General features: G+C 59.7%; 23 protein-coding genes and 1 pseudogene. 8 read left to right on the top strand and 16 right to left on the bottom strand.

The features are described from left to right. Positions 1 to 525: 525 nt before the first annotated feature. Genes ARCT_RS0104815 through ARCT_RS0104805 form a run of 3 tightly spaced genes read left to right on the top strand, consistent with a single transcriptional unit; the run spans position 526 to position 2,116 of the window. On the top strand, positions 526 to 813 hold the full coding sequence (locus tag ARCT_RS0104815) for an ArsR/SmtB family transcription factor (RefSeq protein WP_027239043.1): 288 nt from the start codon (positions 526 to 528) through the stop codon (positions 811 to 813). After that, a complete protein-coding gene (locus ARCT_RS0104810; RefSeq protein WP_036784422.1) occupies positions 810 to 1,868 on the top strand; it encodes a permease in 1,059 nt (352 codons plus the stop codon). Before ARCT_RS0104815 ends, ARCT_RS0104810 begins: the two co-directional genes overlap by 4 nt. Before the next feature lie 11 nt (positions 1,869 to 1,879). After that, positions 1,880 to 2,116, top strand: coding sequence for a thioredoxin family protein (locus ARCT_RS0104805; RefSeq protein ID WP_027239041.1), 237 nt, complete (start codon positions 1,880 to 1,882; stop codon positions 2,114 to 2,116). Between the two features lie 170 nt (positions 2,117 to 2,286). Here the strand turns inward: ARCT_RS0104805 and ARCT_RS25450 are convergent, their stop codons facing one another. The 6 genes from ARCT_RS25450 to ARCT_RS25445 form a co-directional block, all read right to left on the bottom strand. Beyond that, entirely contained in the window at positions 2,287 to 4,137 is a 1,851-nt protein-coding gene (locus ARCT_RS25450) for an ABC transporter ATP-binding protein (protein ID WP_084300735.1), read from the bottom strand. 3 nt (positions 4,138 to 4,140) lie between these two features. Continuing rightward, positions 4,141 to 5,013 (bottom strand): metallophosphoesterase family protein, encoded by an 873-nt coding sequence (locus ARCT_RS0104795; protein ID WP_027239040.1) that lies wholly within the window; start codon positions 5,011 to 5,013, stop codon positions 4,141 to 4,143. Between the two features lie 106 nt (positions 5,014 to 5,119). Further along, positions 5,120 to 6,673, bottom strand: coding sequence for an ABC transporter substrate-binding protein (locus tag ARCT_RS0104790; protein ID WP_027239039.1), 1,554 nt, complete (start codon positions 6,671 to 6,673; stop codon positions 5,120 to 5,122). 77 nt (positions 6,674 to 6,750) lie between these two features. Further along, on the bottom strand, positions 6,751 to 7,638 hold the full coding sequence (locus ARCT_RS0104785; protein WP_027239038.1) for an ABC transporter permease: 888 nt from the start codon (positions 7,636 to 7,638) through the stop codon (positions 6,751 to 6,753). A 4-nt stretch (positions 7,639 to 7,642) separates the two neighbouring features. Beyond that, positions 7,643 to 8,572, bottom strand: a complete 930-nt coding sequence (locus tag ARCT_RS0104780) for an ABC transporter permease (protein WP_027239037.1) — start codon at positions 8,570 to 8,572, stop codon at positions 7,643 to 7,645. Continuing rightward, positions 8,566 to 9,336 carry an HAD family hydrolase gene (locus ARCT_RS25445; RefSeq protein WP_051360547.1) on the bottom strand — a complete coding sequence of 257 codons (771 nt, stop codon included), beginning with the start codon at positions 9,334 to 9,336 and terminating at the stop codon, positions 8,566 to 8,568. The genes ARCT_RS0104780 and ARCT_RS25445 overlap by 7 nt, the downstream gene beginning before the upstream one ends. 136 nt (positions 9,337 to 9,472) lie before the next feature. On the opposite strand from ARCT_RS25445, the gene ARCT_RS0104770 reads away from it, so the two are divergent. After that, positions 9,473 to 10,399 (top strand): LysR family transcriptional regulator, encoded by a 927-nt coding sequence (locus tag ARCT_RS0104770; protein ID WP_240476249.1) that lies wholly within the window; start codon positions 9,473 to 9,475, stop codon positions 10,397 to 10,399. Between the two features lie 294 nt (positions 10,400 to 10,693). Here ARCT_RS0104770 and argE read toward each other — a convergent pair whose 3' ends face one another. The 4 genes from argE to ARCT_RS0104750 all read right to left on the bottom strand — a co-directional run bounded on the left by argE (position 10,694) and on the right by ARCT_RS0104750 (position 14,949). Next, positions 10,694 to 11,887, bottom strand: coding sequence for an acetylornithine deacetylase (argE, locus tag ARCT_RS0104765; RefSeq protein WP_051360546.1), 1,194 nt, complete (start codon positions 11,885 to 11,887; stop codon positions 10,694 to 10,696). Next, entirely contained in the window at positions 11,884 to 13,374 is a 1,491-nt protein-coding gene (locus ARCT_RS0104760) for a tripartite tricarboxylate transporter permease (RefSeq protein ID WP_027239034.1), read from the bottom strand. Before ARCT_RS0104760 ends, argE begins: the two co-directional genes overlap by 4 nt. A gap of 13 nt (positions 13,375 to 13,387) precedes the next feature. After that, positions 13,388 to 13,885: a tripartite tricarboxylate transporter TctB family protein gene (locus ARCT_RS0104755; RefSeq protein ID WP_027239033.1), complete on the bottom strand. Its 498-nt coding sequence runs from the start codon at positions 13,883 to 13,885 to the stop codon at positions 13,388 to 13,390. An 89-nt stretch (positions 13,886 to 13,974) separates the two neighbouring features. After that, positions 13,975 to 14,949, bottom strand: a complete 975-nt coding sequence (locus tag ARCT_RS0104750; protein WP_027239032.1) for a Bug family tripartite tricarboxylate transporter substrate binding protein — start codon at positions 14,947 to 14,949, stop codon at positions 13,975 to 13,977. Between the two features lie 127 nt (positions 14,950 to 15,076). Between ARCT_RS0104750 and ARCT_RS0104745 the strand changes: the two genes are divergently transcribed. Next, a complete protein-coding gene (locus tag ARCT_RS0104745) occupies positions 15,077 to 15,988 on the top strand; it encodes a LysR family transcriptional regulator (RefSeq protein WP_036784416.1) in 912 nt (303 codons plus the stop codon). 175 nt (positions 15,989 to 16,163) lie between these two features. On the opposite strand, the gene ARCT_RS28330 is transcribed toward ARCT_RS0104745, so the two are convergent. After that, entirely contained in the window at positions 16,164 to 16,376 is a 213-nt protein-coding gene (locus ARCT_RS28330) for a hypothetical protein (protein WP_027239030.1), read from the bottom strand. Between ARCT_RS28330 and ARCT_RS27880 the strand changes: the two are divergent. The 3 genes and pseudogenes from ARCT_RS27880 to ARCT_RS0104730 all read left to right on the top strand — a co-directional run. Further along, positions 16,353 to 16,460 (top strand): annotated as a pseudogene (locus ARCT_RS27880) (IS5/IS1182 family transposase); the annotation flags it as partial. The gene ARCT_RS28330 and the pseudogene ARCT_RS27880 sit on opposite strands and share 24 nt — an antisense overlap. 323 nt (positions 16,461 to 16,783) lie before the next feature. Continuing rightward, on the top strand, positions 16,784 to 17,614 hold the full coding sequence (locus ARCT_RS0104735; RefSeq protein WP_036784411.1) for a glycosyl hydrolase: 831 nt from the start codon (positions 16,784 to 16,786) through the stop codon (positions 17,612 to 17,614). Between the two features lie 302 nt (positions 17,615 to 17,916). Next, a complete protein-coding gene (locus tag ARCT_RS0104730) occupies positions 17,917 to 19,362 on the top strand; it encodes a tetratricopeptide repeat protein (RefSeq protein WP_154665313.1) in 1,446 nt (481 codons plus the stop codon). A gap of 270 nt (positions 19,363 to 19,632) precedes the next feature. Here ARCT_RS0104730 and ARCT_RS27875 read toward each other — a convergent pair whose 3' ends face one another. The 5 genes from ARCT_RS27875 to ARCT_RS25435 form a co-directional block, all read right to left on the bottom strand. Further along, positions 19,633 to 19,917 carry a hypothetical protein gene (locus tag ARCT_RS27875; RefSeq protein ID WP_154665312.1) on the bottom strand — a complete coding sequence of 95 codons (285 nt, stop codon included), beginning with the start codon at positions 19,915 to 19,917 and terminating at the stop codon, positions 19,633 to 19,635. Positions 19,918 to 20,034: 117 nt separating this feature from the next. Continuing rightward, entirely contained in the window at positions 20,035 to 20,940 is a 906-nt protein-coding gene (locus tag ARCT_RS0104725) for a glycoside hydrolase family 26 protein (protein WP_027239027.1), read from the bottom strand. 23 nt (positions 20,941 to 20,963) lie between these two features. Next, positions 20,964 to 22,784, bottom strand: a complete 1,821-nt coding sequence (locus ARCT_RS25440; protein WP_051360545.1) for a glycosyltransferase — start codon at positions 22,782 to 22,784, stop codon at positions 20,964 to 20,966. After that, positions 22,771 to 23,766, bottom strand: a complete 996-nt coding sequence (gene galE, locus ARCT_RS0104715; RefSeq protein WP_027239026.1) for a UDP-glucose 4-epimerase GalE — start codon at positions 23,764 to 23,766, stop codon at positions 22,771 to 22,773. The genes ARCT_RS25440 and galE overlap by 14 nt, the downstream gene beginning before the upstream one ends. Next, entirely contained in the window at positions 23,763 to 24,770 is a 1,008-nt protein-coding gene (locus tag ARCT_RS25435; protein WP_205855517.1) for a UDP-glucuronic acid decarboxylase family protein, read from the bottom strand. Before ARCT_RS25435 ends, galE begins: the two co-directional genes overlap by 4 nt. Positions 24,771 to 25,044 lie beyond the last annotated feature (274 nt).

Raw genomic sequence — 25,044 nt, 5'->3', positions numbered from 1 at the left:
GATCACCGTGCCACAGGCTGGCGGCCAATATCCTGACCGGAATTCCATTGGGTCACCTCGATCTTGGGCCGGTTTAATGCAATGCTTCACGTGACTTGGGCGCGGCCCTTGCAACAACGTTTCGCGCGGACGCCCCGCCTGCGCGGTTCTGTCCCGCCAAAGTGACCAAATTTGTCCGGATGTCGGCCAAAGCCGAGGAACGGCGCGCGCAGGTGCTGTTTGGCTAGAGACCATTTCGGGGCGTCCGTCTGCCGTCGCACCTGATCCCTGGGCAATCCACCCCGATCTTAGCGGGATGCCGAGGTGGAATTTTATCGGCCTCATCAGTGATGAGGTTTCGATGGGCTGGGCATGTTTCACCGAAGCCCAGATCATGGGGATCCTGCAGCAAATGAAAGGCGGCATACCGCGATGCGCAGGAGCAATGCGTCCCTGTCAATGGCGCCATTCTTTGACGCGGCACGACCAAAGGGTAAATTGATATGGGTCAAGACGCATATGCGCCAATGCGCATATTGATAACCTATGCAAGAGATCCTCAACGCCCTTTGCGATTCGACACGCCGTGCGGCTCTCTCCATCCTCTGGTCTGGAGGGGAACATTGCGTCTGCGAGTTGATGGACCGGCTTGATACAGGCCAAAGCCGCATGTCGCGCCATATGAAGGTGTTGCGCGAGGCAGGCCTCGTGACTGACCGGCGCGATGCCCAGTGGGTTCGATATCGGCGCAATCCGGATATTGCTCCCGAAGTCATTGCGGTGATCCGCGCCGTGTTGGATGCAGAACAAGCCCTTGGACTGGAAATGCCATGACAATAGAAACTCATGAAACCATGCAAAAGCACGGCGCACCAGACTGGGTTTGGGGTGCGGGTATCGCTGTCCTTGCTGGTCTTGGCTGGCTCGCCTACGGTCAGTTGATCCCGTTCGCGAACTGGGTCACCGCCTGGTTCCCAGTCCCTCGCGACAGCCACAGCGGCGAAGCGATCGCGTTCTTTGTCTATGATGTGCCAAAGGTGCTTTTGCTGCTGACTGGTATCGTCTTTGTGACCGGCGTTCTGCGAAGCTGGTTCAGCCCTGAGAAAACCCGCGCAATCCTGGCTGGCAAGCGCCAGATTGTTGGCTACCCGCTGGCCGCAATGCTGGGGGTGTTGACACCGTTCTGCTCCTGCTCGTCGGTGCCGCTTTTTATCGGCTTTGTCTCCGCCGGGGTTCCGCTTGGAGTGACGTTTTCCTTCCTGATCGCGGGTCCAATGGTCGGCCCTGTCGGGCTTGGGCTGCTATATGGATTGGTTGGCTGGGAAATTGCCACGATCTACCTTGTCTTCGGCTTCTCGATTGCCACTCTCGCTGGATATGTGATGGGGAAGATGGGGTTGGAACGCCATCTGCAAGACTGGGTACGCGAGTTGAACACCGGGCCTGTTGGCAATCTACCCGAGGAAACACTCTCCTTCGTCGACCGCCTCAAGATCGGCACCGGGCAAGTCCGTGAAATTGTCGGCAAGGTCTGGATATGGGTGTTGATCGGGATTGGTATTGGTGCATTGATCCATGGGTATGTCCCCGAAGCGGTGATGCTGAAAATCATGGGGGGCGAGGCTTGGTGGTCGGTGCCTGCTGCGGTCGTTGTTGGCGTGCCGATGTACACCAATGCTGCGGGCGTCATCCCCATCGTCGAGGCACTGCTCGGCAAGGGCGCCGCTCTTGGCACCACATTGGCCTTTATGATGTCGGTGATCGCCTTGTCACTGCCGGAAATGATTATCCTCAAACAGGTGCTCAAATTACGCCTGATCGCGATCTTCCTCGCCGTGGTTTCGGCTGGCATCCTCGCCACCGGCTATCTTTTTAACGCTATCCTGTGAAAGGACATTCTGTGAAATCTGTCAAAATCTACGGCCCTGGCTGCCAGCGGTGCGACACAACCGAAAAGATGGTACGCGACGTCGCGGCGACACTGGGAATCGAAGTCACCATCGAAAAGGTAAGCGATGCAAAATCCATCGCACTGGCGGGTGTCATGTCGACACCCGGGGTTGCGGTTGATGGCACGCTTGTCCACGCTGGCGGGCTTCCTGATGCGGCCAAGCTGGAACAATGGCTGACCGTCTGAGGTGTCGGAGACCACCCAATCCAGGCGCGAGGCTGGGCCTCCGGTTGCCCACAGATTGGGGGCTGGTGATACAGCAAAAAGAGCTCCCAAACGGCAACAGCCCCCTGCCCCGCTGCCCGCATGTTTTAGTCGCTACTCGCACCATATCTGCCGCGCGCAGAATTCCGGCCTCAGACCTGTTCGTGCTGGCTTTCCGGTACAAATGGCGTGCCTGCGGGCTCTGTCGCATTCTCTCCCGGCATCTGCTTTGGGGTCCCAAAAATAAGCGCATCGACAGGGGGCTGAACCGCGACATAGTGGCTGGGGCTCACCTCTCTCATCACTGAAGGTTCCGGCGTTTGTCCCACCGGAAGCACCAGTTTTGGCGGCTGCACGGCCGACAGGGTCGGGCGCCGCGCGTGACGGAGCGATGGATCGGGGACCGGCACCGCTGCAAGGAGACGCTGTGTGTAGGAATGCTGCGGATTATGCAGCACCGCTTCGGTGGGGCCGGTTTCGACAATTCGACCAGCCCACATCACGGCGACCCGGTGGCTGACCCGTTCGACCACGGCGATGTCATGTGAAATAAACAGGAAGGACACCCCGTCCTCGGCCTGCAACCGCGCCATCAAATCGGTGACTTGGCGCGCAACCGACACGTCCAGCGCCGACACCGCTTCATCGGCGACGATCAGGGCTGGGCGGACCGACAGTGCGCGGGCAATACACAGCCGCTGTCGCTGGCCGCCGGAAAACTGATGTGGGAACCTGTCCGCGGCAGCCGGTTCCAGCCCGACCTTTTGCAAAAGGTCCGCTGCCAGTGCCTTGCGGGTGCGGTGCGACAGGCGGTGGTGGATATGGGCCGGTTCGGTGATCAGGTCGCACACGGGCATGCGCGGGTTAAGGCTGGCGAACGGGTCCTGAAAAACCATCTGGACCCGCTGACGGAGGGGACGCATGCCGGCAGCATCCAGCCCGGTAATGTCGCGCCCCTCCAACCGGATGCGGCCCTGGCTGGGATCAATCAGCCGCAACACGGCGCGGGCCAGAGTAGATTTTCCGCAGCCGGATTCGCCCACCAGCCCCAGGGTTTCCCCCGGCGCGATGGAGAGCGAGACACCGTTCACTGCGTGATAGTCAAGATGTCCACCAGGCAGCAGTCCACGTTGCACCGGAAAACGCACCGCGAGGTTTTCAACCGCAAGCACCGGAGCGGCGGGGCGCAGCAAAGGCCTGGGCGCGCCACTGCCAAGTTTTGGGGTGGCAGCCATCAGGTGCTGTGTATAGGCAGCCTGCGGCCGGGTGAAGATGTCGGTGACCGGAGCTTCCTCGACCTTGTCGCCCTGTTTCAGCACCACCACGCGGTCGGCGATATTGGCGACCACGCCCATATCATGGGTGATGAACAGAACGGCGGTGCCGATCTCCTCCTGCAACTGCCGGATCAGGGTCAGAATTTCAGCCTGGGTCGTCACGTCGAGCGCCGTTGTCGGTTCGTCCGCGATCAACAGATCAGGGCGGCAGGCCAGCGCCATGGCGATCATCACCCGCTGCCGCAACCCGCCCGACAATTCATGCGGGAACTGGTTCAGACGGCGGTCCGCTTCGGGGATCTTCACCCGCTCAAATGCCTCGCGCGCTGCGGCACGGGCCTGCGCCGCATCCAGCCCCTGATGCAGCCGCAGCACCTCGGCCACCTGATCACCCAGGGTCATCACCGGGTTCAACGCCGTCATCGGCTCCTGAAAAATCATCGACACCCGGTTGCCGCGCACCTGCTGCATCTGACGGTCGCTGAGCGCGGAGAGTTGCAGGTCCGGTGTGCCGTGCAGGGTGACGGTGCCGCCCGCAATCCGGCCGCCTTCGCGTTCGATCAGCCGCAGCAGCGCCAGCGCCGTTGCAGATTTTCCGGACCCGGATTCCCCCACCAGGGCCACCGTTTCCCCCTTGGCGATGTCAAAGGAGATGCCTTTGACAGCCTCATGTGATCCGAAGTTCAGGCAAAGATTGTCGACACTCAGAAGCGGGATGCGGGTCATGGCTCAGCTCTCGGTCTTTGGGATGCGGGTGCGCTGTTCGGGATGGTCACGGAAATCGGGCATGACCGGGGTCCAGCGCCGGACGGACGGGGTGATTTCGGCGCGATAAGGATCTTTGCCGACCACGTCCCACCGCACGGTTTCGCCCAGGTCGATCACCCCCATCGCACCAGCGGGAGAGCCTTGGGTGGTGAAGCTTTCGGTCAGCGATTGCTGGGTCAGATGCGGGATGCCGTCGACGGTAGTGACGGTGTTCCAATGCACGTGCCCCGACAGGCAGACCACCGGCACCCTGGCCTGCGCCAGGGCAGCACGGGCGCGATCGGCCATCGGATAAGTGGAAAGGCCCGGATTGTTCTGAAAGTAGTAGTTGCCGATCTGGGAATGGCCCGACAGCGGCACGTGACTAACCACAAGAAGGGGACAGTCTGCGGCTTGCACCGTGCGTGACAGCCACAACAGGTCGGCTTCGTGCAGCACAAAACCGCTGTGTTCCGGCCTGCGCAGAATACGGGTGTCTGCCCGCCACAGCGCGATACGCCAACCGCCGATATCCCGGGTTTCATGGCCCAGCGACTGGCCAAGGATCTGTTCGTTTTCCGCGACACTCAGGTGGTCGCGGTCGTGGTTGCCATTGAGATGCCAGATCGGTTTCTCGACGGCGCGAAAGGCCTCGGCCACCTCTGCTTCAAGCCGCAGGTCAGTGTCGTGGTCGACATCGGAAATCCGGTCGCCCAGGTCCAGTACCTGATCGACATTGGCGTCGCGCACATAATGGGAAAATTCATCCATCAGCCCCATGGCGGTATCGCCGCGCTTGGTGGCAGAAGGGGTTCCGTGGTGGATATCGGCAACGATGGCAAGGCGAACACTCATAGTGGGGACTTTCCAGAATTTGGGGACCAGAATTTGAGGGTCAGAATTTAGAGGCCAGAATTTAGAGGACGGAGGCCCGCCACCTGGACGGCGGGCCATGTCATGATCAGTTCGATGCGAAAGAGATAGAGCCTGCGCGGAAGTCGAGCACATAGGGAATGTGGCCTGGCTTTGGCGCCCAGATCACGTCCTTGCGCATCGCCCAGCTTTCAAACGGGCGGTACAGAGGCAGCACTGGTGGGTCCTGCTTGATGCGCTCCATCAGCTCGCCATAGGCAAGCTTGCGGGCTGCGACGTCTTTGGAGAAGCGGAAGCGTTCCCAGATTTCGGCATAGCCTGCATCGGTATTGAAGCGGCCTTCACCCTCGGATGGGCCATTGGGGGCCCACATCACGCCGAAGGATCCAAAGGGGTCGGCGAAATACATCGGGTTCGACCAGTTGCGGGTCATCATCTCGGGCGCGCGGCCCGTCCATTTCTCGGCGATGTTGACACGACCGTTGACACCGACCTCTTTCCACATCTCGGCAATGGCCTGAGCTGCCAGCATGCCGTTGGTGTAATAGGTCGGATGGGTGTCAAAAGTGATCTCAGAGCCGTCGTACCCGGCTTCCTTCAACAGCGCCCTGGCCTTTTCGGGATTGTATTCGAAGGTCTTCAGCTCCGGCATGTAGAGATCGCCGTATTCCTTCAGGGTGTGGGTGGAGGGAACCACCGCCTTGCCCAGCCACAGCGCCTCGTTCAGCGTGTCGCGGTCGATGGCCAGGCTCAGCGCCTGACGGATGCGCGGGTCGCGCAGCTTGGGGTGGTTCACGTTCATGATCATGACGTGGAACAGCGGCGTAGCACTGCCTACCGTGCGCAGGTTCTGGTCGCTTTCGATCAGCGACAGCTGATCGGGGGCGATATTGGTGACGATCTGCGCCTCACCGGTTTTCAGCGCCGTCACCCGGGATGCGGTTTCGGGGATATGCTGTACGGTGGCCTTGGCCAGCGGCGCCTTGTCGCCCCAGAAATCGTCGAACCGTTCATAGACGACACGTTCGCCCGGCACGAATTCGGAAATGCGGTAAGGACCGGTGCCGACGGGCGCCAGCGAAAAGGCTTCGAAATCGTCATGCTCGGCAACCATGGGATCGCCAGTCAGGCCTTTGGTATAGTCCTCGGGGAGGATCATGACCTGCTGCAGGTTCAGCAAGGTTTCCCACAGGGGTTCTTCTCTTTCGACCATGATGCGCACGGTCAGATCGTCGACCTTCTCGACCTTGACGAAGTTGGACAGCCGGTCGCGCGAGCGCACCACGTAGGGCGGAAAATCGGCCTGGTACATACGGTTGAGCGAAAACACCACGTCGTCGGCGTTCATCACTTCACCGTTGTGGAAGGTCACGCCGTCGCGCAGCTTCAGTTCCATGGTCTTGGGGTCGACCAGCTCCCAATTGGTGGCCAGGGCCGGAACCCATTTGGTGTCCAGCGTGTCGTGGTTCTTGCCGATCAGCGTGTCAAAACTGTTGTAGTAGAATTGCGACCCGACGTTGGAATGATCGCGGCCGGGGTCGAGATAGCTCGACACATTGGCGGCGCCAACGGTGATTTCCTGGGCGCAGGCGCCCGAGGCGACCCCTGCGGCGAGGGCGGTGGAAAGCAGCAGTCTCAGCATTGTCTTGTCTCCGTAAGGATTGAATAGACGTTTGAAGGAAGCGGGCGTTTGCGCCTCTGTTGTTGGTATGTTCGGGGTTACCTTTTGCGCAGCCGCACATCGGCGCCGTCGCGCAGCCAGTCGCCAAGGATCTGCACCGCGAAGGTGATCAGCAGGATCATCATCGCCGGGGCGGCCACGATCCACGGCGCGGTGGGCATGTAGTCGCGACCGATCCCAACCATTGATCCCAGCGTCGCGGTGGGCGGCTGTACGCCAAGACCAAGGAAGGACAGGGTGCTTTCCAGCAGCACGATGTTGGACAGGGACAGGGTGAACTGCACCACGATGGGCGATACGATATTGGGCAGCAGGTGATGCCGGGCGATGCGCAGCGAACCGGCCCCGGCGGCGCGGGCAGCCTCGATGAAGGGCATGTTCATCAGCCGCTGCACCTCACCGCGCACGATGCGGGCGTATTGCTCCCAGCCGGCCAGGCCGAGTACCAGCACGATCACCTCGATCGACGACCCCAGGATCGCCAGCAGGAATAGGGCAACCAGGGTGAAGGGAACCGCGATCTGAGTGTCGACTGCGGCCATGATACCGGCCTCGGTGCGACCGCCGACGATGCCCGCCAGCAGGCCCAGCGCGCCGCCGATCAGCAGTCCCAGCGTTGCGCCCAGACCCGCCAGCATCAGCGTCAGCCTAAGCCCATAAAGGCTGCGCGAAAACACGTCACGGCCCAGCTCGTCAGTGCCCAGAAGATAGCCTGCCTTGGCGCGCTCGAACCCCAGTGGCGGGCGCAGACGTGAAATCAGGCTTTGCGAACTGGGATCGAAGGGCGCGATCAGCGGCGCAAAGATGGCGAGAAACACCAGCAACAGTCCGATCACGATTGCGGTCTTTTGGATCACGTCAGCGCCGCGCCAAAGCTGCAATGCGGCGGCTGGGGCCGAGGTCGAGGGAACGGCGGGATGGGTCATGGGATCAGCCTTTCAGGGTGTGGCGCAGGCGCGGATCTGCCCAGGCATAGGCAAGATCAATGACCGCGTTGATCACGATCACTGCCAAGGCGACGGTGAGCACGCCGAATTGCAGCACCGGATAGTCGCGGCGCAGGGCCGAGGTGACCAGCAGATCGCCGATGCCAGGCCAGGCAAAAATCGCCTCGATCACCACCGATCCGGATGCCGCCAGCCCGGCCACCTGCAGCCCGATCACCGACAGGATGGTGATGCCCGCGTTGCGCAGCCCGTGTTTGACGATCACCATGTGTTCCGGCAGCCCTTTGGCGCGTGCGGTGCGCATGAAATCCTGTCCCAGCACGTCCAGCATGGCGTTGCGGGTGAAACGGGTCAGCGCCGCGATCAGCCCCCCCGACAGGGCCACAGTGGGCATGATGAAATGTAGGGCGGTGCCGTTACCCACCACCGGCAACCAGTTGAGCCAGTAGGAAAAGACCAGCACCATAAGGGTCGCGAGCACAAAGTTGGGCACTGCGTAGCCGAGGAAGGCCATGACCATGACCGCGCTGCCGATCCAGCTCTTGCGCCAGATCGCGGCGGCGATGCCCAGCGGCATCGACACCAGCAGGGTCAGCCCGACCGCCGAGAGCAAAAGCTGGGTCGACGGCCAGATGCGCTCCATCACAATTTCCGCAACGGGGCGACGTTCGATAAAGGACAGGCCAAACTGGCCGTCGGTGAAAGAGCGCAGGAAGGCAAAATACTGCGACAGAACCGGGCGGTCGAGTTCGTAGTATGTGATCAACAAGTCGCGATCTTCGCTCGTCATGCCTTCGCCGATGACAAAGTCGATCGCATTGCCCGACAGGCGGGTGGCGAAGAACACGATGGTGACGATCACAAAGAAGGTCAGCGCCATCCGGATCAGGGTGCGCAGGGCATAGCTCAGCATGTTTTGGCTCCGGGTATGGCAGGGCAGACAGAGACGCCGCCCGGACGCGCCAGATGGACAAATTCGACACCGGCAGCGGCTGCCGCCATGCCGTCGGTTTCGGCGGTGTCTCCGATAAAGACGGCGGCCCCGGCTGCAACGCCCGCACGACGCAGCGCCTCGCGCGGCATATCGGGCGCGGGCTTGCCAAGGCTGGTCACCCGCGCCTGCGGTACAATGGCCGACACCGCCGCCCAAAGCGCACCGGTTTCGGGCACCGGGGTGCCGTCAGCAGCGGGGTGGCTCCTATCCGGATTGGCGAGGGTGACCGGGATGCCTGCATGGGCGTATTCGGCGATACGGGCGATATCGGAGAAGCTGAGCGCAGTGTCGCGCGCCAGCACCACCCGTTGGGGCGCGCTGCGGTCGGGCACCAGCCCCAGCTGGCGCGCCAGATCCTGCAGGGGATCACTGGCATAAAGCGCGATCCGGGCACCGGGGCAGTTCCGCTGCAGGGCGCGCAGGGTCATTTCCCCGGCCAGAAGCAGTCGGTTTTGCGACAGACCAATCCCCAGCCTGTCCAGCCGTGTCGCCAGAGTCTGCGCAGTGTCGGTGGAATTATTGGACACGATCCACAACCGATCATCACAGCGTGCGAACAGTTCTGGAACCTGCGGCAGCACCGTATCACCGGACACCAGGCAGCCGTCCAGATCGGCCAGAATGGCCGCTCGGTCGGGCCAGGGGCTGTCAAGAAACTGCTGCAATCGGATCGGTTGTGCCATGCCAATATCTCTCTGTTCGGGGAAATCCCCGTTTGCGCCAGCTGGCACGGTGTTGCTGTTTTTGTTGGACCGGTTGTGCGGCTGTTGTTCGCTTTCTGTCGCCCAACTGTAACCGGGGTGTTACGGATGAAAGCTTATGTTGCAGGTCATGAAGGTATCGGTTTCAGAAACGGCCTCGGGCCTGTCGCTTTCGCGTTTGCGGGCCCTCACGGCGGTTGCCGAAGAGGGGTCCTACTCCGCCGCCGCACGGAGAATCGGCATTTCCCACAGCGCTGTCGCGCAGCAGGTCCGCGATCTGGAACGCGCCTATGACATCCACCTGTTCGACAGGCTGCGTGGGGTGATGACCCCTACCCCCGCTTGCCTGGAACTCTGCGACATCGCGCATCGCATGCAGCGGGCTCAGGGGGACGCCGAACGTGTCCTGGCGCGGCGCGGCCCCTCGGGCAAACACCGCCTGCGGATCGGGCTCGGGAACTCGATGCCCGGTATCGCCATTGTCAGCCGCGTGCTTGATCTGAACCCATCGCTGACGGTGACAGTCGAAAGCGGATCACATCAAGAGATCATGGCTGCCGTGTCCCGCCGCGAGGTCGACGTTGCCCTCCTGCCCGACCTGCCCGCTGATCCGCGCTTCCGCCGCCTTCCAGTCCTTTCGCAGGAAGTCGTGGCAATCGTGTCACCAGATAGCCCGATGGCGCAGAAAAGTGAGGTGTCGCTGACGCAGCTTGCAGCCAGCCCGCTGGTGTTCCGGTCTCCGGGGTCCTCCACTCAGAAGGTGGTCGACCGTGGCTTCCGGCAAGCGGGCCTGGTCCCGGAACCGCGATTGACTGCGGACACCCGCGATGCGGTCTACGAAGCAGTGGCGCTTGGGATCGGTGTCGGTTTCATGTGGCGCTATGGAACCTACAGAGCAGACACCGTGCGCCGGATCAGTGTCCCGGAATTCCGCTCTCGCGTGGACGAGGTCGTCTTTGCCCTTGCCGATGAAAAAAACGCTCTGATCGATTTCTTCTTCAACACGGCAGGCCAGGTCCTGCCGGATGCGTTGACACCGATCTGACGATTTCAACGGGGCCTGTTTCCACGCCATCTAGCCCCATATGGCGGGCACAAATGGCGGGCACAAAAACACGCAGCGACCAGACGTTGACTGTGCAACAGACCAAACAGCGCTGGCCTTGCAAAGCTGGCGACTTTTCATCGCGGGCTTCTTTGTCGGACGCACAGTCTTGCTGCGGTGCGCCGCTATATTTCTGCGGCATCCCACAAGGGCAAGGCAAGGCTCGCAGGCAAAAGGCCGGAGTATTCACCCCGGCCCATCCGTTTGCGTGTCTTGCGACGGTTCAGGTCAGTTTCAAACCCCACTCAGGCGCGCGGTGAGCCCGTCCAGGAACTCCAGGCAGTTCTCAATCTGGTTGATCTCGACAAATTCATTGGGCTTATGTGCCTGTTCAATCGAACCCGGGCCCACGATGACAGAGGGGATACCACCGATTTGTTCGAACACGCCCCCTTCGGAGCCGTAGGAAACCTTACCGCCATATTCGGGCATCAGATCCGCCAGTGTGCGAAAACCAGCGCTGTTGCGAGCGTCGTTCATCGCCGGATAGGCGAAGATGCGACTAAATGCGATGCCGCATCCGGGCGCTCGCTGCTGCATTTCGGCGTTGATTTCACCGGCGCTTTCGATCAGGGCCGCCATCTCTCCCTCGGGGTCATTCTCCCCTATCGAACGCAATTCGAAGGTAAAACTGCAATGATCCGGGGTCACGTTGGTGGCCACTCCGCCCGAAATCATGGTCGCCAGCAAGGTCGCATGAGGCACGGTGAATTCCCGGTCAAACGGTCCCGCGGTCTCATACTCTGCCGCCCGTTTGGTAATCAGTTGCAGCACCCGGCCGGCGTATTCCACTGCGTTCACATGGCGCGGCGAAAAGGACGAATGCCCCGAGGTGCCGGTGACAGTTGCGCGCATGGCGATCTTGCCCTTCTGGCCGGTAACCAGCTTCATCTCAGAGGGTTCGCCGATAATGGCGAACTCAGGGGGCACCGGCAACGCCGCCAGATGGCGGGCGATATCCGGTGCGCCAAGGCAGCCGACCTCTTCGTCATAGGAAAAGCAGAGGTACAGCGGACGCTGTAGATCTGCGGCGGCAATGGCTGGTGCTGCAGCCATGACACAGGCCGCGAAACCCTTCATGTCACAGGCCCCGCGCCCGTAGAGGCGGCCGTCGCGCTCTTGCATGGCAAAGGGCGGCGTGAGCCAGCTGTCTTCCTCGGCGGGAACCACATCGGTATGCCCCGACAGGACCACCCCCGGCTGGCCTTCGGGGCCAAACCGCGCCACCAGATTCACCTTCTCCCCGGTCGCGTCGGGCAAGAAGGTGATCTCGGCCCCCAACCTGCCGAACTGGACCGCCATATGGTCGATCAAGGCCCGGTTCGAATTCTTCGACACGGTGTCAAAGCTGATCAGCTCACCCAGGTGCTGTTTGGCCGTTTCCAGTTGCGGATGGCTGGGGGTGATGGCGCGCGCAGGCTGGCTCATGAGATCAGGGCCTTTCGGTCTTTGGATTTGTGGATTTCGCGGCGCACGGTCAGGCCCACCACAAAAACGATCAGGGCAGCAAACACCCAGGTGATCGGGGAGGACAGGAGAATGCCCGGCTCGCCGCGCGACAGGGCCAGCGCCCGGCGCAGGTTCTCTTCGATCATCGGCCCCAGAATAAAGGCGATAAGGAAGGGGGCTGCCGGGATATTCAGCAGGAACATGGCAAAGCCTACGCAGCCCATCACCAAAAGCACCGTCACGTCAAACATACTGGATGAGATCGAATAGATCCCGAACAGGCACAAAAGAAGCACCGTCGGCGTCAGCAGGGTCTGCGGAATATGCGCCACATAAGAGAACATCCGCATCGTCAGCTTGCCCGCACCAAACAGCAGCACCGAGGAGAACAGCATACCGATGAACAGCATGTAGATCTCGTGCATGTTGGTCTGGAACAGCAGCGGACCGGGGGTCAGGCCCTGGATCATGAAGGCGCCCAACATCACCCCGGTGATCACATCACCGGGCACGCCCAGCGCCAGAAGCGGGATCATCGTCGCCCCGCAGGCCCCGTTGTTGGCGCTTTCTGAGGCGGCAATACCTTCCAGCTCTCCCTTGCCAAAGTTCTTGCCGTTCTTCGAGCTCCGCTGCGCTTCGCCGTAAGAGAAGAAGGCCGCCGCCGAGGGACCAATGCCCGGGATCGCGCCCAAAATCACACCGATGGAACTGCCGCGCAGGATTGATTTCAGCGATCCAAGGAATTCGGCGCGGCTGACGCTCTGATCGCCCAGCTTGGCGGTTTCCTTGTCAGGCGCCGCCCGCATGACGATCATCTTGATCAGTTCCGGCAGCGCAAACAGACCGATCAGCACAGGCGCCACCGACAGTCCCGCCTGCATGTCATCGGTAAAGGCAAAGCGGAACGAGCCGTACATGTCTTCTCCGGCGGTGGTCAAAAGCAGGCCCATGGCGGCCGATACCAGCCCCAGCAGCAGCGAGTTTCCGGACACCCCGGCAACTGTGGTCAGGGCAAAGAGCATCAGCATGAAATACTCCGGGGGACCAACGCGCAGCGCCAGCAGCGCCAGCGGCGCGGCGAGGAAGATCAGCGACAGGTTCGAGATGAAATCGCCGGTGACCGAGGAATAGAGCGCCATATTCAGCGCCTTGCCCGCCTTGCCCTGCTGCGCCAGCGGATAGCCGTCCAGTGCGGTGCAGGCGGCCGAGGCGGTGCCCGGCGTCTTGATCAGGATGGCTGAAACCGAGCCACCATAGGTCGATCCCTTGTAGAGCGCGACCAGCAGCAGGATCGAGGGCACCGGTGCCATGTAAAAGGTAAAAGGCAGCGCCAGCGTCACCGCCATGGTTCCGGTCATGCCGGGAATGGCGCCAATGATCACACCGCCCCAGATACCGGCAGCCATGATCAGCAGGTTTTCAAGTGTGGCGACCGCCTGCAAGGCGATCAGAATGTCATTCATCATGTTGTCAGTCCCTTCAGATCCCGATCGCCGTCGTCAGCAACCCTTTGGGAAATTGCGTGCCAAGCGCCTGCTGGAAAAAGGCCAGCAGGATGAGCGGTCCCAGGATGGAAATTGCCAGCGCCCACAGGACGTGGCCGCGCTCGCCGGTCAGCAGGATGCAAAGCCCAGTCAGAGCCATCGCCGCAATCGGAAAGCCCGCCAATGGCACCATCAGAACAAAGCCGGTAAAGGCAGCCATGGCGCCAAGAGCCCGCAGCACCATGGTCGCCACAGGGGCGCCATCGGTTTTGACTGGAGCTTCGTCAGGCAGGCCGCGGCCCAGTACCGCCTGGAAAATGGCCAGCAGGCCCAGGCCAGTTCCGATCAGCGCCACCGTGCGCGGCCACATGTCGGGCGGCGGGGCAAATCCGGGAATGAATGCAGGGCGCGGCACATAGACCGGGATCAGCACGGCGGCCACTAGGGCAAAAACGGCTGCGATCAAAAGGCCGCGAAAGAGAGGTTTGGTCATCGCTCGATCTTTCGCTGAAGGAGGCGCAGCCCCGCCAGCCCGGTAGGGGGCGGGGCCGCTCCAGTCTTGTGAGTAAAGGCGCTATGGACTTATTCAGCCGGTAGGTAGCCGAACTTCTTTGCCAGGCCGTTGAACAGTTCGTACTGCGCCTTGGCATAGGCAGGCATATCCACGGCGCCCACGGTCGAGATGGAACCGCGGCGTTCCGCCAGGGTCAGCCAGGTTTCGTCGGTGGCCATCTGGCCCAGCACGTCCTGCCACTTGGCGATCACGTCCTCAGGCAGACCCTTGGGCGCATAAAGCGCGCTCCAGCCGGTGACCTGACCGGCCTGCTCAAACCCCAGCTCGGCAGCTGTCGGAACATCGGGCAGCTTGTCCATGCGCTCGGGGGCAAAGACCATCAGCGGCTTCATGCTGCCGCTCTCGATATGCGGCATCAGCGAGCCCGCCGAGATCGCCAGGAAATCCACATGGCCACCCAGAAGCGCGGTCGCCAATGCGCCACCGCCCTTGTAGGGCACCAGGGTCGCGGCGGTCAGCGGGTCCAGACCGGCGTCGGACAGCAGCGACTGCACGGTAAACCCGTCGATCGCGGTGGCACCGGAGGCCGCATAGGCCATGCGGCCCTCGGCTGCTTTCACTGCGGCGACCAGATCCTGCACGCTGTCATAGGACGCATCGCCCTTCACCGCGAGGATCATCGGGGTGGCTTCCAGGCCGCCAACAAAGGTGTAGTCGTCCCAGTCAACCGTCGCCTGCGGGTTCACTGCCGGGGTCAGCGCCATGCCAACACGGGCCAGCAGCATCGTGTAGCCATCCGCATCCGCGTCGGAAACGAAACGCGCGCCGTTCATACCGCCTGCGCCGGGCTTGTTCACCACGGTCACTGGCTGGCCCAGATAGGGCTTTGCGCTTTCGGAGAGGGCGCGCCCTGCCAGATCGGAGGCACCGCCGGGGCCATAGGGTACCACCAGGGTAACAGCCTTTTCAGGGTAGTCGGCGGCCACGGCAGCGCCAGCGGCCATCGAGACGGCCAGAGCAAGGCCAGAGATGAGTTTTTTCATGGTATCCTCCCACAATGCGGCCGGGAGCCCGACCGGAATTCACGATGCGCTTCCTCTTCCACAGTATTCCTATATTGACAAGCAACGCTTTCAGTATGTTAAAAACGAATACTGAGGGAGCATCAAGATGATCAAGTTACGGGAACTCGAGGCCTTTGATGCCTTCATGCGCCTGGGCAGCGTCCAGACTGCCGGTGAAGTCATGGGGCTGGGCCAACCTGCCGTCAGCCGCCTGCTCAGCGCGCTTGAAGAACACGTGGGATTTTCTCTTTTCCTGAGGAAACGCAACCGTTTGGCCCCAACCCCCGAGGCCTTTCAATATCACCTGACGGTGCAACGCGCCCTGGCCGCCATGCGCGACATCCAAGAGGAAGCCACCGCCATCGCCAACAAGCAGCTCGGCCATCTGGTGATCGCAGCCCAGCCGGTGTTCTGCGACACCTTTCTTCTGGATGCCATTGCCGTATTCCGCCGCAGCCACCCGGGCGTCAGCATCCGTCTGGTCGATGTCGGCATGGAGGAAATGATGCGCATGATCGCCGAACGCAGCTGCGATCTCGCCCTTGGCATCACCCTGGAGGCCGAGTCCTTTGGTGCCACTGCCCGCACTCTGGCCCGCTGCGAAGCGCGTTGCATCCTGCCGGTGGATCATCCGTTGAATCAACCCGGCGAAATCCCCCTGCCCCGCCTGCGCCGCGAGAGCTTTGTCGATCTGGCTCCGGGCAGCCCGCTGCGCACCCGGGTGGATTACCTGATGCAGACCATCGACGTGCAGCGAAACATCACCGCCGAGATGCGCAATCTACGCGGTGTGGTCAAACTGGTAGAAATGGGGTTGGGGCTGGCCATCATCGATCCAGTGGCCTGTCGCCTGCTGGATCCGGCCCGGGTGGTGGATCGGCCGCTCCTTCCAACTATCAGTTGGGACATCGCTCAATTCACCCCCCGGGACCGCCCCCTCAGCGCGGTGGGGAAGGCATTCTCGGACGTGATCGCCACCGAAATCGCGCAATTGCGCAGCCAGGGCCTGGTGGTCTGAGCACAGGCCAGGTCGCGGTCTGCACTGCCTGAGTTGCTCAGCTCAAATGTAGGCGCATGACCAGGCTTGGGACACACAAAGCGGTCATCGCAGCTTTGCCCGTGAACCAGGGAACCAGGGACCCCGAAGTCCCCGGCCGGTGATCAGAAACTGTACTTCCAGCCCGTCCGTCAGATCAGGTCGCCAGACCAATCGGCCAGACCAGTCCGCCAGACCAATCGGCCAGACCAGTCCGCCAGACCAGTCGGCCAGACCAGGCAGCCAGATTTTCCGCTTCCAAGATCGCGGCAAATAGCTGCTTTAGCTGCGGTTCAGAGGGGCCGCCATCCTCACCTGCCAGCGTTGAAGCACTGCTGGGTAGGCATTGCTGGTCCGCAATTTCGATCAACTGGTGGCCGAATTACAAGTCCGTATTGCCGTGCGGAACGGTTCCACCGCGCTTGGCATACATGTCACAGAGCGCGCGGAATAAACCCGTCCGAGAAAACCGGAACTACGATCAGACCCCGATTTGTGCAACAGAGCCTGGCAGTGATAGTGGCGCCGAGAAGACAGGCCCAAACGGTTCCAAAGGGTTTTGAAACGTGATCGAGATTTCCACCTCAGCAGTCAACTCTTCAAAAGTTGCCTCAATACTTAAGCATAAAATCGGACTGCAGGACCAAAACCAAGCGCCAGAATTAACGATTTCCACCTATTTCTCGCCCCAGAATGGCCACTCTAACACGTTAGACCACCTGCACCCCAAGCCGTGTCAGGTGGCTTGAGTTGACAACAACTTGGAGAGGCTGGCCCATGCTGCGCTATGTGTTTGCGACACTTTTGGCCATGATGATGGTTGGACCAGCAGACGCTCAGAAGGCCGGCGTCGGCGCCTGGGAAAACTCCAGTTACACCATGTTGAACTGGCTGGAAGATACGCCGGCACTTGGCTGGTATTACAACTGGCGCCCCGATCAGATGTATTCCAGATCCCGCCATCAGCGCAGTGTGGAATTCGTCCCCATGATCCACAATGTGTCGGATGTGGACAAGCCGATACAATCTGACCTCCCCCTGCGGCATCTTCTGGGTTTCAACGAACCAGACGGCGAACGCAGGCTGTCTGTTGCGCGTGCGATCAAACTGTGGCCCAAGCTGGAACGGCGCGGCCTTCGCCTTGGCAGCCCTGCCACCAAACAGGGCGGAACCCTGGGGAAAAATTCCTGGCAACGCCGCTTCATGAACGAAGTGGAAGCGCGCGGGCTGCGCGTTGATTTCATGGCGGTACATTACTACTCTGAAAACGGAAGCGTGACAGAGTTTCGCGACTGGCTGAAAGCCGTACACGCGGAATACAATCGCCCCATCTGGGTTACTGAATTTGCCTATGTTGACTGGCACCGCCCCGGAACCACAACCTATCAGAAGAATGCCAAATTTGTTGAAGAGGCAATCCACATGATGGAGGGTCTGTCATTCGTGGAAAGACATGCCTGGTTTGCGGCCAATCCCTATACTTGGCATGGTCACAATCCGCAGCTGAACCTGGTCAATGATGATCTGACCCTGACCGCAACGGGTCGGGCATTTGACAGAATTCTAAGTAGAATGGAGGCCCTTCAAGTTTCCAGCCGGGAAAATTAGCGGACTATTATTTTCACTTTATGATCTCCGCCAGATGATCTCTGCCTGCCTATTCCTGTATTCAGGTACATATACGCTGGAATATTCATGAATCCTTCAGGTCAACCCTATTGGGAACGACTTGAATTAGAATTTCACTGCAGATTTACACGCTATAGTAATTTCGGCAAAATTAGAAAACCAACAATCACAATTCTCCCCCTCATGGCATTTTATGATCATAAATTTATGCCTGCCGTATTCATTTGACAAATACACCCCCAAAGGCGTCTAATAGTTGGGCAAATATTGGGGGGAATAAAATGTCTACACGCCCTTCTCACTTAAAAATGATTGGCATCAGTCTTGTTGTATTTATCAGTACAACCGGGCCTGCCCTCCACGCCCAAACACTTGAGTTTGAAGCCTTGCAGAATGCTGCCGCAGATGCGGGGGCCGTTGAGGCGCAACTTCAGCTTGGCGAGATCCTGCTTTATGGCAACAGGGGTCTGCCCCAAGACAAGGCCCGGGGGATGGCGCTGATTTCACAAGCGGCAAATGCGGAACACACGGCAGCGCAAGCGGTGTTGGGCAAAGTTTTGCTGGATGGGTTTTATGTCGAGGCTGACCCGGAAACGGGGCTGCGTCTCTTGCAGGCGGCCGCCGGCAAAGGCAATCGGCTGGCAGAGGAAACCCTGGGACGGGCGTTCTTGTGGGGGGAAGGCACACCGGCCGACCCGATCAAGGCGCAGACCTATCTGAATTCAGCAGCGATGAAGGGAAGCCCGGATGCGATGCGCATCCTGGGTGAACAACTTATTGATGGCCGGATCATGGACCAAGACATTGCAGCCGGAGTCCTGCTACTGGAACGTGCCGTGGACGCGGGCGATGCAAAGGCCCAGATTGCTCTTGGCTCACTGTTGCTTTACGGCGGCAGCCTGCCAAAAGACCGGCCCCGCGCCAGCGCACTTTTCATAGAAGCCGCAAAGGCGGGCAATGGCGAGGGGCTCCACCACCTCGGCGCGGATATGATGTGGCGCCGGGTTGATCCCAAGGCTGCAAAAGCCCTGCTGATCCAAAGTGGTGAGCTGGGGACCGGCGCCGCCTGGGCAACCCTGGCTGAAGGTGCGATGTTCGGCTTCCTTGGAAAGGACCGGCGCGGACAATTTGAAACCTTTGCCGAAAAGGCACGTGCGGCGGGGGAAACCAGTGTCGCCAAGCTGGAGGCTCTGCGCCAGCTATACGGCATCAATATGCGCGCAAGCGGCCCGGATGCGATCCACATGCTGGAGCAGGCATCAGCGGATGGCAACGCCGACGCCGCCAAATTCCTGATCCAGCTGGTCCGCGATGGCAACCGGCTCAATGTCAGAAAGGCACCGGAACAGGCTGCAATTTACCTAGAGCAATATTCCCACCTTCTTGACCCGGCGGATCGGGAGCGGCTGGGCTTTACCCTAAAGCTGGCGGGCACGCGGCGTTTTGACCAGTTTGATGAATTCACCACGGAATTTGAAAGCCGACCAGACCTGAAGACCCCCGACTTTGGCATGGATATCTTTGCAAGCAACCCGAATTTTGCAATTTACGTACTGCAATCAAGGCTCAAACAACAAGGCAAGGCTGTTGGCCCTCCGGACGGATATGCAGGTAGGCGCACCCTGAAAGCCCTATCAAGAGCCTGCCGGACACTGCCCTATGCACACCCCTGTCGTGATACCGTTATGCAACCCAAAATCATTGGAGAGTTGCTGGCTCAGCGGTAAGACCCCCCGCCCTGACACCGGATTCACAGCGGGCTGCCGACCCGTACGACACCCAGCAGTCCAATCCGGGGTGTCGGCGCGGTTATGGGGAGTTGTCCTGAGCTATGGCGTCTTTTGGCAGAACGCCGTTTCCATACATCGCCCCCACATTCGCGGCGTACCTAGCCGCAGGGCAACCCGATTGCCTGCAGCCTCGCAGCGCACAACGGATAGGTTAGATCTTGTTGGGAGTGTCGTTCAGATTGGACCCAGTATCGCGGCGGTCAAAGCCTAGCTGCGATAGCAGCGTGAAGGTTGACCAAACCCCGCCGGAGAACAAATCCACGTGGCGCCGCCACGCGTGCTCATCAATGAGGCCCGACGTGCAGCCCGACGTGCACGTGCTTCGCGCGTGCTCGCGTTCTTGCCGTTGGCCATCCAGTCGAAACCAGAAACAGTCTGAATGCGCGGTGTCTCTGGCTCGGCAACTGCAGTGATCGGCACCGCAGAAATCGCCACAATAAGTCCAACACTGAGTGTCACTGACACCCAATCCGTCGCCGTCTTGATAAACATTGCTCGCTGCCTCTAGCTTTGTTTCGGTGGCTCCCCACCTTTGTTGCGCTAAATTAGGGCATATATATGGTTAAGCAACGGTTGATTTGTGGCGACTCTATGAGTGGCGAATTCTCGCTAATTGCTGATCACCCGGTTTTCCAGGCGCCAATCTGGCAAACCATAGCCATCTGGCCAAGGATAGACCTCTTTTTGGTTGAAGTAGACAACACCAGACAACAGCGGTTTTTCGGGCTGGGGCTGTCGGACTTCACCTTCCCATTGCGTCACATAGGCGGCACTGCCGGCATAGCCAAGCTCCGCAACGATGACCGGCTTATCAAAGACGGCTACGCGGGCATAGGTTTCGTCCAGCCACTGCTGATACTTGCGCGCCCCGCCTAGAATGTCGGTCTCCCATTGCTCGAGCCCAAAAATCGACAGGCCTACAAGGTCGACGTAGTCGTCACCCGGATAATATTTCTCCAGCCCGTCATCCCCTGCAGGTGACCAGACAACGCTGATTTCGGGGGCCTGGTCCCGGCAGATATCAATCATCCGCTGGAACGAGGTGATATAGTCCTCCGGTTCCCAGCCTGACCAGATGAACTGGCCTTCATCGCGCTCCATTTCCTGCCCCCACCGCACAGAGATCGGGCTTTGCAGATCCTTGAGCACCTGGCAGATGCCGCGCATATTTGCATCATAATAGCCATTCAGGATGCCATTGCGCAGAAATTCCGGTGTGTTGCGCTCGTCCACCGTCCAGGTCCAGGGTTCCACCGTGACCATCAGGGCACGCCCGCGCTCCAGCGCATATTCATCGGCATCCAGCAGGGAAATCAGCGACACGTCCTCCCACGGCAGGAAGACATGCTCGATCATCACATCGGTTTCCTCGCTGTAATCCCCTACAGGATCAAATGCGCCATAGGGCATGCTGCCTGGCGGAATAGCCGCCGCGGCCAGAATGAAGGGAGCCCCCGCGATTGCCCCCACCGCAAGCATGCGCCTAGCGCGAGAGACTGGTTTGAAACGCTCCATGACCCGGTCCTCCTGTTTTTTGGTCACCACACTGGGGCGCTTTCATCACCCCAGTCAAAATTAAATCTATATCCAAACGGATCACGACTTGCGCTACCCGCTCCCGCGACGTTGACCTGCACCTCAACGATCGTCACCGGTTCAAGGCCAATCGACAGCGCATAGACGCTTTCTGCTGCGCGGATCGTAAAGGCGCTAAACAGCAAAGCCGCTGTGGTGGCGACAACACCTGCCTGCACCACAACATCGCGCCACTGCAGTTTCACGGGCCATCCGTTCTCGTGAAAATGTCTCAACACCGTCACGGAGAGCGTCGCGGTATAAAGGCTCCCGGAAAATAACGTCAGAAGATAAAACCCCTGCGCCTGTTCCAGGTTTCCGGCCAGCAATACGGGCAGGATACACCCCAAAGCCAGAATCGCATAGACTGCCCAGACCTTGACCGGCAAACGGGTTGGCCCGGTGTCGCCCTTGGGGGTGATCCGGAAATCGACAAAGCGCCCTGTCAAACTGTCCCGCACGGCCGAAATGCAGCCCCACAAAACCCAGGGCCATTGCAGCATCAGGAACAAGGTCCGTTCCCAGCTGATAAGGGGGGCATCCACCGGCCGGAAGACCTTGAGCCGCCGCAGCGCACTTGCCAGCAGCAGCAAGGCCGCGATCTGTGGCATCGCGTGCAACACATACTGTGGGAAAGTAATTTCCGCATAACGGAAATCGAACACAACCGCCAGGATCGGCAATAGATACATCAGCACAAAAGTCACACCGAATATCGGATAAAGCAGCTGACAAAACAGGAACTGCCATTTCAGCCGCATTGGCATTTGTTGCAGATAGCGCGGCGTATGTACCAACAACAGGGTCACCAGGCTGCGGGACCACTGGAATTCCTGAATAGCAAGATCGGCCACCGTTGTCGGGCCGTCGCCAATGGCAATCGCATCCAGCGCATGCACCCCCCGCCAGCCTGCCGCATTGATCAGCATTGTTGTGGAATGATCCTCGGCCAGTTCAGGGCCCAAGCCGCCAGCCTCCTGCAAGGCGCAGGTCCGCACGGCATAGTGGGATCCGATGCACATCGGCGCAAACCCGGCGGTATAACCCGCCTGCAGCACCCCGTGAAACGCCCCCTCGGTGTGCAGTCGCGTACGCGCCGCCCAGTTCCGGGAAGCATTCGAGGCACAGATTGATGGCGCACTTACATAGCCCACGTCCGCCTCCGCAAAGGGGCGCAACATTTCGCGCAGGTATCCCGGCTGCGGCACGTGATCGGAATCTAGCTGGCTTACGATATCGTATTTCGCATAGCCCCAGTGATCGTAGAAATAGGCAAGATTGCCTTCCTTGCAGCGTGTTCGCCTTGGCCAGACCGCCTGGTGATAGTCTTCAACCCCCTTGCGACTGGAAATCCTGACACCGTGGCGGTTGCACCAATCTATGGTATCTGCGCTGGGATCTTCATCTGCCAGCCAGGTATCATGGGGATAGTCCTGTGCCAGCATCGCCTCAAGGGTGGTCTGAACAACCTCAAACGGCTCTGAGGGCGTCTTGGTCACGATCATCGCCACGCGGAACTGCCCCGGTACGGGATCGGGCGCGCTGGAGCGAACGGCGCGCATCGCAAAATAGATGAAATAGCATTGCAGGAAACTCAGCCACCCCAATAGCCCGGTCACCAGTGCAAACCGCCAGGGCGACGCGATATGTTCAGGTGCAAACCACCAGGTCCAGAACCAGAGCGTCGCCGCCGCCCATATCCCCAGCAGGGCCCAGAACAGCACCCGTTTACGTCCCACGATGATGCGGGACAGGTTGTGATATCCGGGGTCAGGCCGCGACATTGCATTTCAGCCCGAACCAGGGAGCTGCATCTTCAATAATCCGGTCAAGCGAGGACAGCTCGGCGCGAAACCCCAGTACCTCGGCAGCGCGCGAAGGATCTGCTGTCAGCGAGGGTGGATCACCAGCGCGACGGGGTTCAATCCGGACAGGCAATTTCCGGCCGGTCTTCGCCTCGATGGCGCGCACGATTTCAAGGATCGAATGGCCCCTCCCACTGCCCAGGTTCAGCTTGATCGACGGCTTTCCGCGCATCAGGTGCTGCAGCGCCAGAACATGCGCTCTGGCCAGATCAGCCACGTGAATATAATCGCGAATGCAGGTTCCATCCGGCGTTGGGTAATCATCACCAAAGATCGACAAGACATCCCGCTGCCCCGACGCGACCATCAGGGCAAGTGGAACAAGGTGGGTTTCGGGATCATGTTGCTCGCCCAGCTGGCCTTCGGGGTCCGCCCCTGCGGCATTAAAGTACCGCAAACAGGCAAATGTCAGATCTGTCACACGGGCAAGATCTTCCAGCATCTGCTCGCCAATCAGCTTGGTCCGACCATAGGGATTGATCGGCAGCTGTGGCGTGGCCTCGTCAATTGGCAAGGTTTCGGGCACACCATAGGTGGCACAGCTTGATGAAAAGACTATCCGCTTGATGCCGGTTGCGCTTGCGGCTTTTAGCAATGAAATCATGCCGCCGACGTTATTGTCGTAATAGGCATTGGGCTGCTGCACGCTTTCTCCGACATAGGCGGAGGCTGCAAAATGCAAAATGGCAGTGATCTTATGCTTTGAGATCGCGGCCACAACCGCATCGCAGTCGCGTATGTCGCCCCGCACGAAGGGGCCAAAACGGACGGCCTCTGCATGTCCGGTAGACAAATTATCAAAAACAACGGGAAGATACCCGGCCATTTTCAAGGCCTTGCAGCTATGCGAGCCGATAAACCCAGCGCCGCCCGTAACAAGGATTGAGGAGGCCTGGCTCATTGTCCTACTGGTGCCTCCGCTTCCTTATCCACCGCCAATCGTTCACGGTACCACTCAATTGTGGTGCTCAGCCCCTCGTTCAGGCTCACTTTCGGCACCCATCCCAAAATCCTCTTGGCGCGCTCAATATTGGGTTTGCGTTGTCTGGGATCGTCCTGCGGCAGCGGTCGGAACGTGACGCCTGCCCGCGACCGCACCATTTTGACGACCTTTTCGGCAAGTTCCAGCATGGTAAATTCGCAGGGGTTACCCAGGTTAACCGGCATCTTCTCATCCGATGCCATTAGCTGGATCAACCCGTCAACAAGATCACTCACATAGCAAAAAGAGCGGGTCTGCGTGCCGGTGCCGTAAAGGGTCAGATCCTCTCCTTTTAGGGCCTGCACGATGAAGTTTGACACAACGCGTCCGTCTTCTGGATCCATGTTGGGACCGTAGGTGTTGAATATCCGGGCAATCCGCGTTTCAACCCCCTTGTGCGCGCCATATTCCCAGAACAAAGTTTCCGCTACGCGCTTGCCTTCATCATAGCAGGCGCGGGGGCCGCAGGTATTGACGCAGCCGCGGTAGCTTTCATCCTGCAACGAAATTTCCGGGTCGCCATAGACCTCCGAGGTGGAGGATTGCAAAATCCGGGCTTTTTTGCTGCGGGCCAACTCAAGCAAATTGAGCGCGCCTAGAAAACAGGTCTTGGAGGTGTGGATCGGACCTTCCTGATACCGATCGGGTGAGGCAGCACAGGCCATGTTATAAATCTCATGGACAGGTCCCGATATATCAATCGGATTACAAATGTCGTGCTGGATCAGGCGATAATTGCGTCTCTGTAAAAATGGCGCGATGTTGCGCCTACAACCGGTTTGAAAATTATCGACGCAGATAACTTCGTGTCCGTCATCCAACAATCGACTGCTTAGGTTCGATCCCACAAAGCCGGCTCCACCGGCAATAAGGATAACTTTGTGATTTCGTGTAACGACACGCGGCAATACATTGGTACGCAAATGCAGTCCCCCCCAGGAAACGTCCGAGAAAACAAGGCAGCTATTGGCATATATGCGATTTGGAAGTGCGTGATATTTCCGACAATTTCGAACTCGTCAGTTCTAATGTTACTACGGCTTCCAGAACACCATCCTGTCACAATATAATAAAACTTTCAATAAAGTTTAGATAATTGTGTTATCAGCCCCCACTACATACTGCATATGGTATAGGATTGTAATTTATGGCAAAAACATTCTCGCCCAGGTAGTTTTGACCTCAACTCTGAGTGTC

Source organism: Pseudophaeobacter arcticus DSM 23566 (assembly GCF_000473205.1).
Classification (GTDB): Bacteria; Pseudomonadota; Alphaproteobacteria; order Rhodobacterales; family Rhodobacteraceae; genus Pseudophaeobacter; species Pseudophaeobacter arcticus.
Note: the sequence above shows the minus strand (reverse complement) of the source record. Positions and strands in the feature narration are given on the sequence as shown.

What these genes read in the sequence shown, in the direction of transcription:
- ARCT_RS0104815 (WP_027239043.1), top strand. Translation starts at nt 526, where the DNA reads ATGCAAGAGATCCTCAACGCCCTTTGCGATTCGACACGCCGTGCGGCT.
- ARCT_RS0104810 (WP_036784422.1), top strand. Translation starts at nt 810, where the DNA reads ATGACAATAGAAACTCATGAAACCATGCAAAAGCACGGCGCACCAGAC.
- ARCT_RS25450 (WP_084300735.1), bottom strand. Translation starts at nt 4,137, where the DNA reads ATGACCCGCATCCCGCTTCTGAGTGTCGACAATCTTTGCCTGAACTTC.
- ARCT_RS0104795 (WP_027239040.1), bottom strand. Translation starts at nt 5,013, where the DNA reads ATGAGTGTTCGCCTTGCCATCGTTGCCGATATCCACCACGGAACCCCT.
- ARCT_RS0104790 (WP_027239039.1), bottom strand. Translation starts at nt 6,673, where the DNA reads ATGCTGAGACTGCTGCTTTCCACCGCCCTCGCCGCAGGGGTCGCCTCG.
- ARCT_RS0104785 (WP_027239038.1), bottom strand. Translation starts at nt 7,638, where the DNA reads ATGACCCATCCCGCCGTTCCCTCGACCTCGGCCCCAGCCGCCGCATTG.
- ARCT_RS0104780 (WP_027239037.1), bottom strand. Translation starts at nt 8,572, where the DNA reads ATGCTGAGCTATGCCCTGCGCACCCTGATCCGGATGGCGCTGACCTTC.
- ARCT_RS25445 (WP_051360547.1), bottom strand. Translation starts at nt 9,336, where the DNA reads ATGGCACAACCGATCCGATTGCAGCAGTTTCTTGACAGCCCCTGGCCC.
- ARCT_RS0104770 (WP_240476249.1), top strand. Translation starts at nt 9,473, where the DNA reads ATGTTGCAGGTCATGAAGGTATCGGTTTCAGAAACGGCCTCGGGCCTG.
- argE (WP_051360546.1), bottom strand. Translation starts at nt 11,887, where the DNA reads ATGAGCCAGCCTGCGCGCGCCATCACCCCCAGCCATCCGCAACTGGAA.
- ARCT_RS0104760 (WP_027239034.1), bottom strand. Translation starts at nt 13,374, where the DNA reads ATGATGAATGACATTCTGATCGCCTTGCAGGCGGTCGCCACACTTGAA.
- ARCT_RS0104755 (WP_027239033.1), bottom strand. Translation starts at nt 13,885, where the DNA reads ATGACCAAACCTCTCTTTCGCGGCCTTTTGATCGCAGCCGTTTTTGCC.
- ARCT_RS0104750 (WP_027239032.1), bottom strand. Translation starts at nt 14,949, where the DNA reads ATGAAAAAACTCATCTCTGGCCTTGCTCTGGCCGTCTCGATGGCCGCT.
- ARCT_RS0104745 (WP_036784416.1), top strand. Translation starts at nt 15,077, where the DNA reads ATGATCAAGTTACGGGAACTCGAGGCCTTTGATGCCTTCATGCGCCTG.
- ARCT_RS0104735 (WP_036784411.1), top strand. Translation starts at nt 16,784, where the DNA reads ATGCTGCGCTATGTGTTTGCGACACTTTTGGCCATGATGATGGTTGGA.
- ARCT_RS0104730 (WP_154665313.1), top strand. Translation starts at nt 17,917, where the DNA reads ATGTCTACACGCCCTTCTCACTTAAAAATGATTGGCATCAGTCTTGTT.
- ARCT_RS27875 (WP_154665312.1), bottom strand. Translation starts at nt 19,917, where the DNA reads ATGTTTATCAAGACGGCGACGGATTGGGTGTCAGTGACACTCAGTGTT.
- ARCT_RS0104725 (WP_027239027.1), bottom strand. Translation starts at nt 20,940, where the DNA reads ATGGAGCGTTTCAAACCAGTCTCTCGCGCTAGGCGCATGCTTGCGGTG.
- ARCT_RS25440 (WP_051360545.1), bottom strand. Translation starts at nt 22,784, where the DNA reads ATGTCGCGGCCTGACCCCGGATATCACAACCTGTCCCGCATCATCGTG.
- galE (WP_027239026.1), bottom strand. Translation starts at nt 23,766, where the DNA reads ATGAGCCAGGCCTCCTCAATCCTTGTTACGGGCGGCGCTGGGTTTATC.